Origin of the sequence: Mammaliicoccus sp. H-M34 (assembly GCF_022386495.1) — a bacterium.
Classification (GTDB): domain Bacteria; phylum Bacillota; class Bacilli; order Staphylococcales; family Staphylococcaceae; genus Mammaliicoccus; species Mammaliicoccus fleurettii.
This window is the reverse complement of record NZ_JAJNIK010000006.1, coordinates 88,949-105,251: the sequence shown is the minus strand read 5'-3', so window position 1 is coordinate 105,251 and position 16,303 is coordinate 88,949. Positions and strand designations below refer to the sequence as shown.

Sequence of the window (16,303 nt, the reverse complement as noted above, 5' to 3'; positions counted from 1 at the left end):
GACATTTAATTGTCCAGCCTGTTATTTCTTTTTATTGCTCTTTTTACGATCACTACTTCTACTAATGAAGGCAGCAACTAAAAATAAAATGGAAGCTAATGTAAATTGAACACCAGATTGTCCGCTAATTTCAAAACCTAATCCAATAATTAATGAGACAATCGCTAATCCTAATAGAGCTTTTGTAATTGTAGACATAAAATTGACTCCTTTTCTTAATTTATATTATATCAATTTTTATATTGTAATCCAAAAGGATAAGTACTTTTAAAAATAAATTATGAAATTTAGTAAACATGCTTTTAATTTTTATAATTCTCGTCTAGTATAGAGGTATCATAACAATGAAAGAGGATGACTTTCTATGAACCCACTAGCTTTAGAATTGAACGAACAATTGAAAAAGGAATATCCAGTATTATTAGATATGCTTTCTGATTTAGGTAAATCAATTTATTATCCAAAAGGTATATTATCACAATCTGGTGAAGCAAAAGGTACTAAATATAATGCTACGATTGGTATGGCTACAACTGACGAAGGTATCATGTACGCAGATGCTTTATATAATCAGTTTGGTGATCAAGATCCAAGTGATATTTTCCCTTATTCTCCACCACAGGGTGATGAGAGATTACGTACACTTTGGGAAAAGAAAATTTTAAAAGATAATCCTGATTTAAGTTCTAATGACATTTCTAAGCCAATAGTCACTAATGCATTAACACATGGTTTATCATTAGCTGGTGATTTATTTGTAAATGCTCAAGATACAATTTTGTTACCAGAACATAACTGGGGTAACTATAAACTAGCATTTGGTGTAAGACATAGTGCTAATATTGAAACTTATCAAGCTTTTGAGGAAGATGGTAGCTTTACATTAGAATATTTTAAAAATGCTCTTGAAAATTATAATAAAGAAAAAGTAGTATTAGTATTAAATTTCCCTAATAATCCAACAGGTTATACGCCAGTGGTTAAAGAAGTTGAGGAAATGGTAGCATCAATTAAAAAATTAGCAGATAAAGGCACACAAGTTATTACATTAGTTGATGATGCTTATTATGGCTTATTCTTTGAGGATGTATATAAACAATCTGTTTTTACAGCTTTAACACAGTTAGACCATGAAAATGTAATGCCAGTCAAAATAGATGGTGCAACAAAAGAGTATTTCGCTTGGGGATTCCGAGTAGGGTTCCTAACTTTTGGAAGCAAGAACGAGAAAGTTAAAGATGTATTAGTAGCAAAATTAAAAGGATTAATTAGAAGTAATTTATCTAGTTGTTCTTTACCTAGCCAAACAGCAATTATTCATGCAATGGAAGATCCATCATTCCAATCACAAATTGATCAAAACATTAATATTTTGAAAGAAAGATATGAAGTAACTAAAGAAGTTGCATATCGTGATGCATATAAAGAATTGTGGACACCGTATGCATTTAATTCAGGCTACTTTATGGCTGTTAAAGTAAAAGATATAGACCCAGAAGAATTAAGATTACATCTCATTAATAATTATAGCATTGGTATTATTGCTTTAAACAAAACAGACATTAGAATTGCATTTAGTTGTATCGAAAAATCAGATATTGAACATGTATTTGAATCAATCGCTAACGCAATTCATGACTTGAAATAATAAATTCAAAGTAGTCCGGATACAAAAGTTCTGGAAAATTAATAAGAGCAAAAATTCAATGTTAACATTGAATTTTTGCTCTTATTTTTTCTGACTTGTGAGAATAAAGGTATTCTGTGACTAAGTGGTATCAGTAAAAGCGCTTATAAAGCTAGCGAAAAAGTAGATTATTTATATAATTTATTTACATTAAGTATTATATATCCTACAATTGCACAAGTTAATCATAATCAGTTTGGTGCTATTATCCCAAACATGATTCAATATATAGATAATTTGATTGGCGTGTTCTATATCCATACAGAAGTATTTTCTCAATATGATATGGAAATATATTTAGGCTGTTCAATTATATTATTTGTTATAACTTATATCTTAGCTATTAATAAAGCACGTAAAAATACTATTACAATTTAAAGAAGAGGTGAGTAGTTGTGAAATTAACTCAAATACAGAAACATTACGGAAAACAACATGTCCTAAAAAATATAGATTTTGAATTTGGTGAAAGCCAAATTGTAGGTTTAATCGGAAAAAATGGTGTTGGTAAAACAACATTAATGAAAATTATGAATGAAAATATTGTTAAATATGATGGTACTTTTAGTAAAGATAATAATACTAAAGTCGGCTATTTAATAGAAAATCCTAAATTATATTTGAACAAAACTGGCTATTATAATTTAAACTTTTTTAGAAATGTTTTGGGTACACAAGTTGATGATCAATATATCAATCAATTAATAGAATCATTTGGTATAAAACCATATATCAATAAAAAAGTTAAAAAGTATTCTATGGGAATGAAGCAGAAGCTATCGATAGCAGTTGCTTTAATGAACAAACCACAATACTTAATTTTAGATGAGCCTACAAATGGAATGGATCCAGATGGTTCTATCGATGTATTGAAGACGTTAGAAAGAGTTAGTAAAGAATTGAATATTAAAATTTTAATTTCTAGTCATAAATTAGAAGATATAGAGCTAATATGTGACAGAACAGTGTTTATGAAAGATGGCGCGATTGTTGAAGATTATAATATGAAAGATCAATCAACGGATGTAACGAAGTTTACTTTTGTACAAGAAGTTTATAATGAAGCACTTAACATACTTACTATGAAGTACAAAGTAGTAGCAAGCAATAAGCAAGAATCAGTAATCTCTGTTGAAGCATTACAAGATTATCAAGACGTATTAAAAGAGCTTGGCAATAAAAATATTTATCCGAAATTTATCGAAAATAATAAAACAACGTTGAGAGATCAATACTTTAATATTAATAAAGGAGTTGAAGCATAATGAATATTGGACAACATGTAAAATATGACTTAACAAGAATTTTCAAGAGTCCTTTAGGATATTTAGGATTTTTACTATCAATTATACCTGCAGTAGGTGTTATTATTTCAGTAAAAACTTTAGATGCACCTTTCAATGCACAAGTTGTTTTATCAATGTTCATTATGTTTGGTGGACTTGTTGCACTTATGTTTGCCATTAGAACGATTGTACGTGATATGCAATTCGGTACAATACAGTTATTTTTAAATTCGAAAACTAATCGAATTAAGTATTTATATGCTAAATTACTATCTGTAGTTGGTGTAGTCATTATATTTGCTGTTTTTGGTACATTATTTACATTGTTATCATCGACAATGATAGATGCAGGGAATTTAAGTTTCACTGATTTTCTAAAAATGTTAGGCGTATTAATGTTAATCATTGTTTTCTATGTCACATTATTAAATATATTAAATTTATTAACAGGTAAATCTGCCATTGTTTATACGGCTGCAATACTTTGTATGATTTTATTACCTAATATATTTGAGGCATTCATATTTATACCAAAAATTGGCGAAGATTTAGCAAACATGATGAAATATAATCCTTTAGACTTTTTACCTAAAATATTAAATCAAGGTATGATATCAATGAAGGTATATCAAATTTGGATTTCAATTGCATGTATAGTTATTTTCACAGCAATTAATCACTACATTATAAGAAATAAGAATATATAATGGTTTATCCCTCATTTCTATGTTAAATTTAACTTATTAGATATATGAATGAGGGATATTTTTGGGTAAAAAATTTATAAAACATTATATCATAATAGGTGTATTGTGTATTATCGGGAGTTTCTTTTTCGAAGGAACACCTAAATCATTAATGATTGGTGCAGGTCTAGGATTTTTCCTTACAGCAATTTTAGCTATTTTTGAAAAAGAAGATAAAGTAGATGAGCATCCAGACAAAACTAAAAGTGAAGAAGATAAAAAGTAACTGCTACTTCGTGTAGTAGTTACTTTTTATGAAATTGGGGTGAACATATGTTACGAAGTTTATTATTTAAAAAGTTAGAACAAAAAGAGCAAAGTATGATAAAACATTATAAACATTTGCATCAGTACCCAGAACCATCTTTTAACGAAGTCATAACATCACAATATATTGAGTCATTCTATAAAGATAAAGATGTTAAAATACATAATCGTATTGGTGGAAATTATGGATTAATAGTAGAAATAGAAGGTAGTAAACCAGGTAGGACCATCGCTTTAAGAGCAGACTTTGATGCTTTGAATATTACTGAAGATACCGGTCTACCATTTTCATCTAAACATGAAGGTTGGATGCATGCATGTGGTCATGATGCACATACTGCTTATTTAATGGTGCTTGCAGAAAGTTTAATTGAGTTGAAGGATCATTTACCAGGTAAAATAGTTATTGTACATCAACATGCTGAGGAATTAGCACCCGGTGGAGCAATTGATATGATAAACTCGGGATATTTAAATGATGTTGATGAGATATATGGTATACACTTATTCCCAGATTACACACCAGATGTTATTTCATATAGAAAAGGGCCAACAATGGGAGGACGATCATTATTTCATTTAAAAGTTAAAGGTAAAGGTGGGCATGGTTCCAGTCCTCATTTAGCAAATGATGCTATTATGGCAGCGAGTACTTTTGTTACTAATGTTCAAACGGTAGTTTCAAGAAGATTAAATCCTTTTGATATGGGTGTAGTAACTATAAGTTCATTTAATGGCTTAGGTTCATTAAATGTAATACAAGAAAGTGTGGAACTAGCAGGTGATGTACGGTATATGGAAAGCCGTATTGGCCATCAAATACATGACGAAATAGTACAATTAATTGAGGGATTAGAAGAAACATTTGGTGTATCTTGCGAATTTAAATATGAATTAGATTGTATACCTTTAATCAATCATTATAAACAAACTGATTATTTAGTTGATATTTTAGCAACAAGCCAAGGTGATTATTTTGAATCGTTAAAAGAGCATGAGCAACTTACGAGTTCAGAAGACTTCGCGAGTTATTTAGAAAAAATCCCTGGCACATTTTTCTTTATAGGTTGCAAACCATATGATATTGATGAAGCATTTTATAATCATAGTCCTAAATTTATCGTTAACGAAGATGCTTTATTAACTGCAAGTAAAGCATTAGGAGAAGTTGTTTTAAACAGATTATATATTGAATGAATTTTACTTTAAACACACACTAACAATTTGTTAGTGTGTGTTTTTACTTTAAAAAACTAATCGTAACCGTTTACAAATATGTAGAAAACGTTTACAATAACTTGTATACAAGTATACGGATGATTTTGGAGGGATTTTATGAAGCATCATTATCACTATCCTAGCGATTGGTTAAAACATCGTTCTACTGGAGAACAAGTGGCGAGTGAACTTAGATTAGCTATTATAAGTAAAGAAATTGCAGAAGGTGACAAGCTAAGCGAAAACAAAATTGCTCAACAGTTTGAAGTCAGCCGTTCACCCGTGAGAGATGCACTTAAACTACTTCAACAAGATGGGCTAATTTCTCTTGAAAGAATGGGAGCCGTTGTTATTGGTTTGTCTAACACTAATCAAAAAGAAATTTATGATATTAGGTTAATGTTAGAATCGTTCGTTTTTGAAAGACTACAGTTAGAAAATAATACAGAAGTCATCAAACAATTAAATAAAATCTTGAAAATGATGTCAGTTGCAGTTGAATTTGAAGATGCAGACGAATTTACAAGACTGGATCTACAGTTCCACGAATCTATGATTACAGCAATTAATCATCAATATATTGAAATGATATGGCATAACTTAACCCCCGTTATGGAATGTTTAATTTTAGTTTCGATGAGGCAAAGAATGGAAAATGATTTAGATGACTTTAAGCGAGTTATTCATAATCATAAAGTATATATAGAAGCTATTGAAACTAAGGACAGAAATAAGATGAAAGAAGCATTTCACTTAAACTTTGATGATGTAGATGAACAAATAGATGTTCTATGGAATTCGCAAATAAATATAGATAGAAAGTAGGATTATAAAATGAAATACATGATTGGTATTGATATCGGTACGACGAGCACGAAAGCTGTTATATATGATGAAGAAGGCAATTTTTTAAATAAACATAGTATTGAATACCCTATGTCAACAAAAGAAATTGGTGTTGCTGAGGAAAATCCTGAAGAAATATTCGATGCTGTCATATTCACAGTTAAAAAGGTGATTAGAGATACTGGAGCAGAACCAAAAAATATTAAATTGTTAAGTTTTAGTAGTGCTATGCATAGTTTAATAGCTATGGATAAAGACAACAAACCTTTAACTGAATGTATAACTTGGGCTGATAATAGAGCAAGTAAATATGCAAATATGATAAATGAAAAACATGATGGACTTGAAATATATAAAAGAACGGGAACACCAATTCATCCAATGTCTCCTTTGTCTAAAATATTTTGGTTAAAGCATGAACACGCTGATATTTATGACAAAACTGCAAAATGGATTGATATAAAAACTTATATATTTTATCAGTTATTCGAAGAGTACGTAATGGATCATTCAATAGGTTCTGCAACGGGTATGATGAACCTTAAGTCATTAGCTTGGGATAAAGAAGTAATGTCTTTACTTGGAATTAGTGAAAGTCAATTGCCAAATTTAGTTTCCACTACACATATTATGAAGAACGTTAATAAAAAATATGCAGATTTAATGGGCATTGATGAAAATACACCTATTGTAATCGGCGCATCTGACGGCGTACTTTCTAATTTAGGCGTGAATAGTTACCGCGAAGGAGAAGTTGCTGTAACAATTGGTACAAGTGGAGCTATAAGAACAATTATAGATAAACCTAAGACAGACGAAAAGGGAAGAATATTTTGCTACGTATTAACTGAAGATCACTATTGTATTGGTGGACCAGTTAATAATGGTGGTGTTGTACTTAGATGGTTAAGGGATGAATTATTAGCTAGTGAGGTAGAAACAGCTAAGCGATTAGGTGTTGATTCATATGATGTCTTAACTAAAATTGCGAGCAGAGTAAAACCTGGCGCAAACGGATTAATTTTCCACCCTTATTTAGCTGGAGAGCGTGCACCGTTATGGAATGCTAATGCAAGAGGTAGTTATTTCGGTCTGACATTATCACACAAAAAAGAGCATATGATTAGAGCAGCATTAGAAGGCGTACTTCTAAACTTATATACTGTATATCTTGCATTAATCGAAGTTATGGAGAAATCACCAGAACAAATTAATGCGACAGGTGGATTTGCTAAAAGTGAAGTTTGGAGACAAATGATGGCAGATATCTTTGATACTTCAGTTGAAGTTCCTGAAAGTTATGAAAGTTCTTGCCTAGGCGCTTGCGTTTTAGGATTAAAAGCACTAGGAGAAATTGAAGATTTTGAAGTATTGGACAAAATGGTAGGTAAGACGTATCAGCACGAACCAGAACAAGAAAATGTTGATATTTATCAATCACTTATACCAATTTATATAAATTTAAGCCGTAAATTAACTGAAGAGTACGATTTGATTTCAGAATTTCAAGCAACACATTCATAAGGAGATGTTAATATGTTTTCAGATATTGCACCATTATTAATAGTAGCAGTAGCAATTATATTATTATTAGGTTTAATTATGTGGTTAAAACTTAACACTTTTGTATCGTTAATTATAACTGCAATGGTAACAGGCATAATGTTAGGAATGCCATTAAGTAAAATTATTGGAACAATTGAAACAGGTATGGGATCTACACTTGGTCACATTGCATTAATATTTGGTTTAGGTGCGATGTTAGGTAAGTTATTAGCAGATGGAGGTGGTGCAACAAGAATTGCACACACACTAATTAATAAATTTGGTCAAAAACGAATTCAATGGGCAGTTGTTACTGCATCATTTATTATCGGTATAGCACTATTCTTTGAAGTAGGATTAGTATTATTAATTCCTATAGTATTTACAATAGCTAAAGAATCAAAAGTTTCTACATTATACTTAGGAATTCCAATGACAGCAGCATTATCAGTAACTCACGGATTTTTACCACCACATCCAGGTCCAGTTATGATTGCTAAGGAATTTGGAGCGGAAATTGGTCAAGTTTTAATATTTGGTATCATTGTAGCAATACCCGTTACAATAATTGCTGGACCCATTTTCACTAAATTTGCTAGAAAGATTATACCAGAAGCATTTACAAAATCGGGTGACTTAGCATCTCTAGGTAAACAAAAATCTTTCAAAATTGAAGAAACACCAGGGTTTGCAATTTCAGCATTAACGGCTTTATTACCAGTATTTATAATGCTTGTTTCAACAGTTGTAGATTTAGTAACAGGTTCACCAGAGAATCCAGAAGGCATATTAGGTTTTATTAGTTTTATAGGTGAAGCGGGTACAGCAATGTTAATTTCAGTATTGTTTGCTATTTATTCAATGGGAATTAACAGAGGATATAAAGTTAATCAAGTTATGGATACATTAACTAATGCCATATATCCAATTGGTATGATGCTACTAATCATTGGTGGTGGCGGTGCATTCAAACAAATATTAATCGACGGTGGAGTAGGTAAAACTGTCGAAGAACTATTTACAGGTTCAGCAATGTCACCAATATTACTAGCTTGGATTGTAGCAGCTGTATTAAGAATATCGCTAGGTTCAGCGACAGTAGCAGCAATTTCAACAGTAGGTATTGTAATGCCATTATTAGAATCATCAGATGTTAACCTTGCTTTAGTAGTATTAGCAACAGGTGCTGGTAGTGTAATAGCATCACATGTAAATGATGCAGGTTTCTGGATGTTTAAAGAGTATTTCGGATTAACAATGAAAGAAACATTCTTATCTTGGACATTATTAGAAACAGTTATATCAGTATCAGGTATCATATTCATACTATTTATTAGTTTATTTGTTTAATAGAAAAAATTGTGACATAAGTGTCATAGAAATTTTATAAAAATCATTTTGGTAACTCTTAGAGTTATCATTAGAGTGTCGGCAAAGTCTTAGACTTTGCTGGCATTTTTTTGTGCATGCTTTCCTCTTTTGTGAATACAGACATCCATACTTACACTTCAACTGACTTGTGTTAACATAGGCATCCTTACTTACACTTCACTCGACTTATGTGAATATAGACACTTAAGATTAATTGCCTTTAACATAAATGTCCTAGTATTTTAATGAGAATCATTTAGCTAACACCATTTTCCTATATAAAAATGGATATTGAGAACGATTTTGTAAAGTGCTGACGCCTGAGGGAATAGTATGCGTGAGAGACTACAGGCTCGAGCCATACCCCTAGGCAAGCATGCACGAACAAAATCGTAAGATTGTATAAAAATAGTTATAGGTAACGATTTTGAAAAGTGCTGACGCCTGAGAGAATAGTATGAGCGAGAGACTAGTGACTCGAGCCATACCCCTAGGCAAGCATGCACGAACAAAATCGTAAGATTTTATAAAAATGGTTATTAGTAGAGATTTTGAAAAGTGCTGACGCCTGAGAGAATAGTATGAGCGAGAGACTAGTGACTCGAACTATACCCCTAAGCAAGCATGCACGAACAAAATCGTAAGATTGTTATAAAAATAGTTATAGGTAATGATTTTGTAAAAAATAAACATATAATTGTGAATTTAAGAAGTCAATATTAACAATGGTTTTAACAGTTAGGCATGCCTAACTGTTAAAAAATCTTTCAATAAATACACTTAAGAAATGAAATATTTGAGTTAAGAATGAATGCACAAAAAGTCATACTGTACTGATATACTTTAGTCATAGATAACACAACACGAAGCACAATACATTCAATTCCTCAAAACTTATTTCGTATATGTTTTTCATAATTGCAAATGACTTTGTGTAGAACGTGTTTAGATAGTTATCTGTAATTGTAACGTTGAAATGGATCATAAAATGATTCAAGTTATTTATACGAGGTTTCCCGGCTTTGTATAAATACATGTTTCCTTAATTAATAACCCTTCCCCGAAAAGCGCTCGTTAATTCCCGGACGAGCGCTTTTCACTTGCAGATTTTTATATGTGAACTTAAATAACATAGATTTTTAGATTAAAGAAAATTAGTGTAAAATGAATTTATCGAGCCATGGGGATGGTGAGAAATCCTACTATGAGTAATAGGGGACTTATACATAATTAAGAGGCTGAGACAATATTTGTCTCAGCCTCTTATCATTTATGAAATTGAACTTACGATTGATTCGTATACGTCATCCCAAAATTGTGTATTATTTTGATAAGTTTCATGAATTTTATGATGAACATCTTTTTCTTTTTCAGCGTATGTTGGATCATCTTTGCTTGGTAAGTCTTTACGTAATTCTTCTACTTGTTTTTGTACACTTATAGCTCTTGGTCCCCATACATGTTCTTGCTTATGATGTTCATTTAAAAATACGAAAATAGGTATTGATCTTGCTGTACCGTTTGTTAAATATTGATCAATTAGGTTAGTATCTTCATCACGGTGAAATGCTTTTACTTCAATATTCGTATAATCAGCAATGTTCAATAATACTGGTATGTTCATCATGGCATCTCCACACCAATCTTCAGTAATGACAAGTACTTTATAATTTTTATCTTTAATTTTATCTAAACGTTCATCATTTTTAGGTAATTTAAAAGATTGGTAAATATCGAGCAATTGTTCTTTATTTGTAGTCATTTCGTTTACGTATTCTTTAATTGGTTGTGCTTGTTCAAAATATGTAACTAACTTAGTCATTTTGTTAATCCCCCTTCAATATATTAAATATTATAACAATTCTGAAATAAATCGCAAAGAACTAATCTCGAAAAAATATTTATTTAACAGCGTTATCTAATATTTTGAAAGTTTTATTTTCAACATCCAACTCTGCTTGTGCCCCATAAGGTATGACACATTTAGGTTCGTTATGTCCAAAACTAGCATTATAAAAGACAGGCATATCTTCTTGATCCCATTCTTTTAACATTTTAACCCATACTTCTTTGTATTCTTCGTAATATGCATCATCTTGTGGACGTCCAATAATCACGCCATTTATTTTATCAAAGATTCCCATTGAACCAAAAGCACGTACGTAATCTTCCATTAACCAAGGGGGTGCTTGAACTTCTGCTGTTTCAATGAATAAAATTGCGCCATCAAAAACTTCTTTATTTGGAAAAACATCTGTTGCTTTTAATGAATGGAAAAGTTCCATACATCCACCAATTAAATGTCCTGTAGCTTTTCCTTTACCATTTAAAATTTCATATCCTTGACTGTCAAATGATGGTCTAATAATGTCTTTATTTTTCTCTTCCCATGATAAACCATATTTTCTGAATTGTGGTGAGGCGGGTACATTTCCAACTGGACCATTTTGGAACCATGTTTGATTAATTGACTCAACTGTATAATCATCCATAGCAACATTTTCAGCAAAGTCTGTTAAAAGTGCTGGACCATAAAAACTTGATACACCTGCTTGATAGAACATAAAATGTATTGCAGTTGTATCTGAATAGCCACTTAATATTTTCGGATTATTTTTAATGATATTTAAGTCGATATATGGCCATAAACGAACAGAATCATCTCCACCCAAAGTACAAATAATTGCTTTTACTTCAGGATCTTCAAGTGCTTGGTGTAAGTCTTCTACACGTTTTTTTGGATTGTTATATGTAAAGTCTGCTCCTTTAAGTGCATGTGGCATAACTTTCACTTTTAAACCGAATACTTCTTTCAATCGTTGAATACCAACTTCTGTTCTCCAAATTACTTCTTCTTCACCGGCGTAACCTGAGGATGGTGAAACGATTGCGACAGTGTCCCCTTTAGAAAGCTTGTTGGGTTTGATTAATTCTTTCATTCTTAATGCCCCCTTATTTAGATATTTAAGTTAGTATATCACAGTGGTATCACTTGAAATCAAATATTTCAAATGATAGTATAATGTTGTTTGTAAAAGAATGGTAATATAATAAAGATGTAAGGTTAATATCACAATAAAAGGGGCAAAACCAATGGATAAAATAACCTTCCTTAATTACCTTGAGGATGAATTGTCTCGTTTGCCTAAAGTTGAGCGAGATAAAATAATGTATGAATATGAAACAAAATTTTTTGAAGCAAAAAATGAAAATGAATTAATGAATGAATTAGGTGAGCCTAAGGAAATTGCAAAGAAAGTTTATGCAACGAGCGCCATTCATGATGCTGAAATAGCACCAAACTTTAAAAATGTTTTTCAAGCAATTATGGCAACATTAGGCTTAAGCTTTTTTAATATATTTTTTATTATTATACCGTTTCTAATTATTGCGTTTATACTTTTAATTGTCGTAGTAGTTGGCGCATTGATGATGTTAGGACCTATAGTAAGTGTTATAAATATTATATTGTATGGATTTTATTGGATTGATATTACAAACATAATTTTTTCTATATCATTTTTAGGATTAGGGTTAATGTTGCTCATTACTGGATTAAAATTAATAGAACTGAGTTACAAAGGCATCTTAAAATATTTAAAATGGTGTGTAAAAGTCATTAGGGGGCATGCTGAATAATGAAAAAGTTATTTTTGATAGGATTAGGCATCTTCTTAATTTTTGGCTTAATAGGTACAATTCTTTGGTTTACGGTTAATAATAAATTTGAGAAGAATGAAACTTATGAAAAAGTTTTTGAGGATGATCAAGTTGAACAAGTTATCGTGAATGGACAAAATACAAATGTTGAAGTGAAAAAGGGTAAGACGTTAGGGATAAAGTATAACGGCAAACAACATGTAAATGCGAACATAGAAAATAATTTACTACATTTCACAGAACAAGATAGTAAGTATCAATTCAATGCCAATTTTATACCTTTTAGAAAAACGACAAATCATTTAGTAATCACTTTACCAGAGAAACAATATCAATCATTTAATATAACAACAAATACGGGAGATATTTTAATTAAAGATGTCAGTAGTAACAACAGTAATATGATTACGGATACAGGGAATATTTCTTATAATAATGTGAATTTAAAATACGCTAAAGCAATGTCTAGTTTAGGAAGTGTTCAAGTTAAAAATTCAGCACTATCAGAATTTAATGGTGAAATTGAAACAGGAAATATAACAATAGCGAAAAGTAGCCTCATTAATAGTGAATTGATTACTTCGTTGGGGAACATAAATATTAGCCAACTTAAAAATGAATGCGATATTAAATCATCTACAGAAGATGGGGATATTTCTTTATCTTACGAAGAACCTCCTAAAAATACTTTATTACAATTACAAGCTGAATCAGGCAGTACACATATAAAAAATAAAGCATTTAAAGGAGAAAAAGTAGGTAACGGTAAACACGTAATTGAAAGTTATACGGATAATGGCGATATTATAATTAAGTAATACAAAAAGCACGATAAGCTAGGAGCTTATCGTGCTTTTTGTATTACTATCAAGTTGTGTAAAGATTTTTTATTCACTTGCGAACAAGATGTCTGTATCAATTTGTCCTGAAATTGAATTTAAATCTATAGGCTTTCCATCTAACCAATCTTGGAAGCTAAATGTATGTAACATACCATTTTCTCCAAGAGCAATTTTCATTTGTAATTGATCAGGTATATAAGCTGAAGTGTGAATGGTACCGGACCAGCTTTTAAAAAGCTTACTATAAATTTCATATTGTGGGTCGTTAAAATAACGAATAGCATCTTCTAAAGACATATGCTCATTTGTAATATGTTCGATTCTATTGTATCTTTCTATAGATTCTTTTATATAATTTCGGTTCTCATGTGTTAATACTTCAAAGTGATTCGTACATAAATTATTTTGTTTCGTAACAACTGAACGAGGGGTAGCTTCTACTGTTATTCTTCTGTTTTGCTTATCCATTAAAATATAGCTGAAAGAAGTACGATGAGGTATCTCTTTTAATAAAGCTACTGCTTCATCAATATTTTTACAGGTTTCTAAAATTAGTCTTCCAATCATATAACATACAAAGCCGTCACCAGGTTTTTTTCTATGCATAAAATTATATCCCATAGATAAGCCATGTTCATTCATACCATCCATACGTCCGGTAACTCTCGATGTTGGACCAATTTGCGCATATCCACCATCATTTGGTTGAAATAAACTAAATCGGCCATCATAAGTGGCAGGGTTATAATCATAATTTCTCACCATATAATCAGTACCTAAAAATATAGAACAACCACTATCTTTTGCATAAACTCTGTAATGTCCATAATTTAATAGAATCTGTTCGAGTGGATACTTTAATGTATCTTGTAATCCCATAAGTTCATCCCATATTGGTGGTGCAAATTCTTGATAGATTTTCTTAGTTTCATCTATATCTATATCAAAGCGCGGTCTTCTGATTTTCCATTCTTTATCTCTATTCTCTAACATTTTGGTAGATTTTAACCATTCAGCTTGTGCGACGCCGTGATCATAATGGTTACCTCTAAATTCAAATGTCTGCATATTAACATTTTGCAACATAATCACTCCTATTAAATACATTTTGATTGAAATATTGCATTTTGTCACGTAAATTAGATTAAGAATATTAAGACTGGAAATGTGATATTAAAGAAACTGTAATAATGCTTTAACCTATGTAATTTCTCACCATGTTATATTTAGGGTACCAAATATCTCACAAGTAATGTGAGAAGGAGGTATGTATAATGTGGAATCAAGGATATATCTACGTAAAAAAAATATGGCAAGAGTGGTATAGAAGATAATATAAATTTATTAAATGACACTTATAAACAACTAGAATATATATTTTTGAAATTAGAAAGGCTGAGACAAATTAATTGTCTCAGCCTATTATTATGATTTACAATACTTGATCGGTTGCAGTAGAATATTGTTTTTTGCGTTCAGTTCGTTTCGTTTGGTTAGACCAAATAATTGCAATGGTTGGACCAGTTAATAGGTGAATAAAACTGAATATAGCTCCTGGAACTGCAGATAAAGGATTAAAATGGGCTGTTGCAAGTGATACAGCTAGTCCAGAATTCTGCATACCTACCTCTATGGAAACAGCACGTTTATCAGGTCTGTTTAGTTTAAAGAGTTTAGCTAATAAATATCCAATTGTTAAACCACTTACGTTATGAAGCAATACGACGCCAAACATAATCAAACCTGTTTCTATAATTTGAGCTTTATTACCTGCTACCACACTCGAAAGAATTAATGAAATTGAAATTACAGAAATAATTGGTAATATATCAATTGATTTTTCGGCAACTGGTTTAAAAAATCTTTGTACTATAAAGCCTAAAATAATAGGAATTAATACAACTTGTACGACTGATATAAACATAGATGAGAAGGATACTTGTAACCATTCTCTTGCAAACAAATAAATTAAAGTTGGTGTAATGATGGGTGCTAATAATGTAGATACAGTAGTGATGGATACTGACAATGCAGTATTTGCTTTAGCTAAGTAACTGATAACATTCGAAGCAGTACCACCAGGACAACAACCGACCAATATTACACCTAATGCAATATCAGAATTTAAGTTAAATCCTTTTGCAATTAAATATGCTGTTACTGGCATTATTGTATATTGTAGAATTACGCCAATGAATACACTTTTCGGTGATTTAAACACTTCTTTAAAATCATTTGTTGAAATCGTCATCCCCATGCCAAACATTACAATTCCTAATAAGTAAGGGATATAAGGTGCTACTTGAGCGATGACATTAGGAAAACTAAAACCTAATATTGCAGCTAATAACATCCAAAGAACGAATGTTTTATTAATGAACTGACTAAACTTTTTAATATTGTACATATATACACCTTCTAATTTTATAATAATCAGAATATTAACAATAATACAAAAATATTTCAATAGCTTTATGGAAATAAGTGGGGCTTCGCATTTTTAAATGAGAATTGATACATATAATGAGTTATTTTATACTTTTATACATAAAAATTTAACTATATATACAGCAGTATAAGCGTAATATCTTTTATGTATTTTAAAAATTATGTTATGATGAAAGAGGTAGAAAATGATGATAGAGGTGACTTCAATGGATTGTATTAAAGGGATATTCAAATTCTTTTTCATCTTAATTGCTATAACAACAGTTGCTGTTGGGGCAGGTATTGCTGTCTTAGCATTTGTATTTAAAAAAGATTTTGAAGAATTAGAACAAAAGACTAAAGAAATTGTATCTGAGATCGAATCTAATAATTAAAATAAAGGAGCAA

At 30.7% G+C, this 16,303-nt stretch carries 17 protein-coding genes; 12 read left to right on the top strand and 5 right to left on the bottom strand.

Annotated elements, in window-relative coordinates; genetic code table 11:
* Nucleotides 1-21: 21 nt before the first annotated feature.
* A complete protein-coding gene (locus LQ608_RS09135) occupies nt 22-198 on the bottom strand; it encodes a hypothetical protein (RefSeq protein ID WP_239751420.1) in 177 nt (58 codons plus the stop codon).
* 166 nt (nt 199-364) lie between these two features.
* On the opposite strand from LQ608_RS09135, the gene LQ608_RS09130 reads away from it, so the two are divergent.
* From LQ608_RS09130 to LQ608_RS09090, 9 genes are all read left to right on the top strand, one after another.
* Nucleotides 365-1,648: an aminotransferase class I/II-fold pyridoxal phosphate-dependent enzyme gene (locus LQ608_RS09130; RefSeq protein WP_239751419.1), complete on the top strand. Its 1,284-nt coding sequence runs from the start codon at nt 365-367 to the stop codon at nt 1,646-1,648.
* Nucleotides 1,649-1,903: 255 nt separating this feature from the next.
* Nucleotides 1,904-2,065 carry a hypothetical protein gene (locus LQ608_RS09125; RefSeq protein WP_239751417.1) on the top strand — a complete coding sequence of 54 codons (162 nt, stop codon included), beginning with the start codon at nt 1,904-1,906 and terminating at the stop codon, nt 2,063-2,065.
* A 17-nt stretch (nt 2,066-2,082) separates the two neighbouring features.
* Entirely contained in the window at nt 2,083-2,952 is an 870-nt protein-coding gene (gene pmtC, locus LQ608_RS09120; RefSeq protein ID WP_239751415.1) for a phenol-soluble modulin export ABC transporter ATP-binding protein PmtC, read from the top strand.
* On the top strand, nt 2,952-3,680 hold the full coding sequence (locus tag LQ608_RS09115; RefSeq protein WP_078358541.1) for an ABC transporter permease subunit: 729 nt from the start codon (nt 2,952-2,954) through the stop codon (nt 3,678-3,680). The genes pmtC and LQ608_RS09115 overlap by 1 nt, the downstream gene beginning before the upstream one ends.
* A 61-nt stretch (nt 3,681-3,741) precedes the next feature.
* Nucleotides 3,742-3,945, top strand: coding sequence for a hypothetical protein (locus LQ608_RS09110; protein ID WP_078358540.1), 204 nt, complete (start codon nt 3,742-3,744; stop codon nt 3,943-3,945).
* A 47-nt stretch (nt 3,946-3,992) separates the two neighbouring features.
* On the top strand, nt 3,993-5,183 hold the full coding sequence (locus tag LQ608_RS09105; RefSeq protein ID WP_239751412.1) for an amidohydrolase: 1,191 nt from the start codon (nt 3,993-3,995) through the stop codon (nt 5,181-5,183).
* 138 nt (nt 5,184-5,321) lie between these two features.
* Nucleotides 5,322-6,029 (top strand): GntR family transcriptional regulator, encoded by a 708-nt coding sequence (locus LQ608_RS09100; RefSeq protein WP_239751411.1) that lies wholly within the window; start codon nt 5,322-5,324, stop codon nt 6,027-6,029.
* Between the two features lie 9 nt (nt 6,030-6,038).
* Nucleotides 6,039-7,574, top strand: coding sequence for a gluconokinase (gntK, locus tag LQ608_RS09095; protein ID WP_239751410.1), 1,536 nt, complete (start codon nt 6,039-6,041; stop codon nt 7,572-7,574).
* 12 nt (nt 7,575-7,586) lie between these two features.
* The gene (locus LQ608_RS09090) at nt 7,587-8,945 is read left to right on the top strand and encodes a gluconate:H+ symporter (RefSeq protein WP_208143671.1); all 1,359 of its coding nucleotides are present in this window, start codon (nt 7,587-7,589) and stop codon (nt 8,943-8,945) included.
* A 1,291-nt stretch (nt 8,946-10,236) separates the two neighbouring features.
* On the opposite strand, the gene LQ608_RS09085 is transcribed toward LQ608_RS09090, so the two are convergent.
* Nucleotides 10,237-10,788 carry a thioredoxin family protein gene (locus LQ608_RS09085; protein ID WP_239751408.1) on the bottom strand — a complete coding sequence of 184 codons (552 nt, stop codon included), beginning with the start codon at nt 10,786-10,788 and terminating at the stop codon, nt 10,237-10,239.
* 79 nt (nt 10,789-10,867) lie between these two features.
* On the bottom strand, nt 10,868-11,905 hold the full coding sequence (locus LQ608_RS09080; RefSeq protein WP_239751406.1) for a S66 family peptidase: 1,038 nt from the start codon (nt 11,903-11,905) through the stop codon (nt 10,868-10,870).
* 154 nt (nt 11,906-12,059) lie between these two features.
* On the opposite strand from LQ608_RS09080, the gene LQ608_RS09075 reads away from it, so the two are divergent.
* Complete coding sequence (locus LQ608_RS09075; protein ID WP_078358458.1) at nt 12,060-12,605, top strand: HAAS signaling domain-containing protein; 546 nt, start codon at nt 12,060-12,062, stop codon at nt 12,603-12,605.
* Nucleotides 12,605-13,444 (top strand): DUF4097 family beta strand repeat-containing protein, encoded by an 840-nt coding sequence (locus LQ608_RS09070; RefSeq protein WP_239751405.1) that lies wholly within the window; start codon nt 12,605-12,607, stop codon nt 13,442-13,444. The genes LQ608_RS09075 and LQ608_RS09070 overlap by 1 nt, the downstream gene beginning before the upstream one ends.
* 69 nt (nt 13,445-13,513) lie before the next feature.
* Here the strand turns inward: LQ608_RS09070 and LQ608_RS09065 are convergent, their stop codons facing one another.
* Together LQ608_RS09065 and LQ608_RS09060 are read right to left on the bottom strand one after the other, a co-directional pair.
* Nucleotides 13,514-14,551 carry a C45 family autoproteolytic acyltransferase/hydolase gene (locus LQ608_RS09065; RefSeq protein ID WP_481817133.1) on the bottom strand — a complete coding sequence of 346 codons (1,038 nt, stop codon included), beginning with the start codon at nt 14,549-14,551 and terminating at the stop codon, nt 13,514-13,516.
* 349 nt (nt 14,552-14,900) lie between these two features.
* Nucleotides 14,901-15,875: a bile acid:sodium symporter family protein gene (locus LQ608_RS09060; protein WP_239751403.1), complete on the bottom strand. Its 975-nt coding sequence runs from the start codon at nt 15,873-15,875 to the stop codon at nt 14,901-14,903.
* 247 nt (nt 15,876-16,122) lie between these two features.
* On the opposite strand from LQ608_RS09060, the gene LQ608_RS09055 reads away from it, so the two are divergent.
* Nucleotides 16,123-16,290, top strand: a complete 168-nt coding sequence (locus tag LQ608_RS09055) for a hypothetical protein (protein ID WP_049320466.1) — start codon at nt 16,123-16,125, stop codon at nt 16,288-16,290.
* The last annotated feature ends 13 nt before the right edge of the window (nt 16,291-16,303 follow it).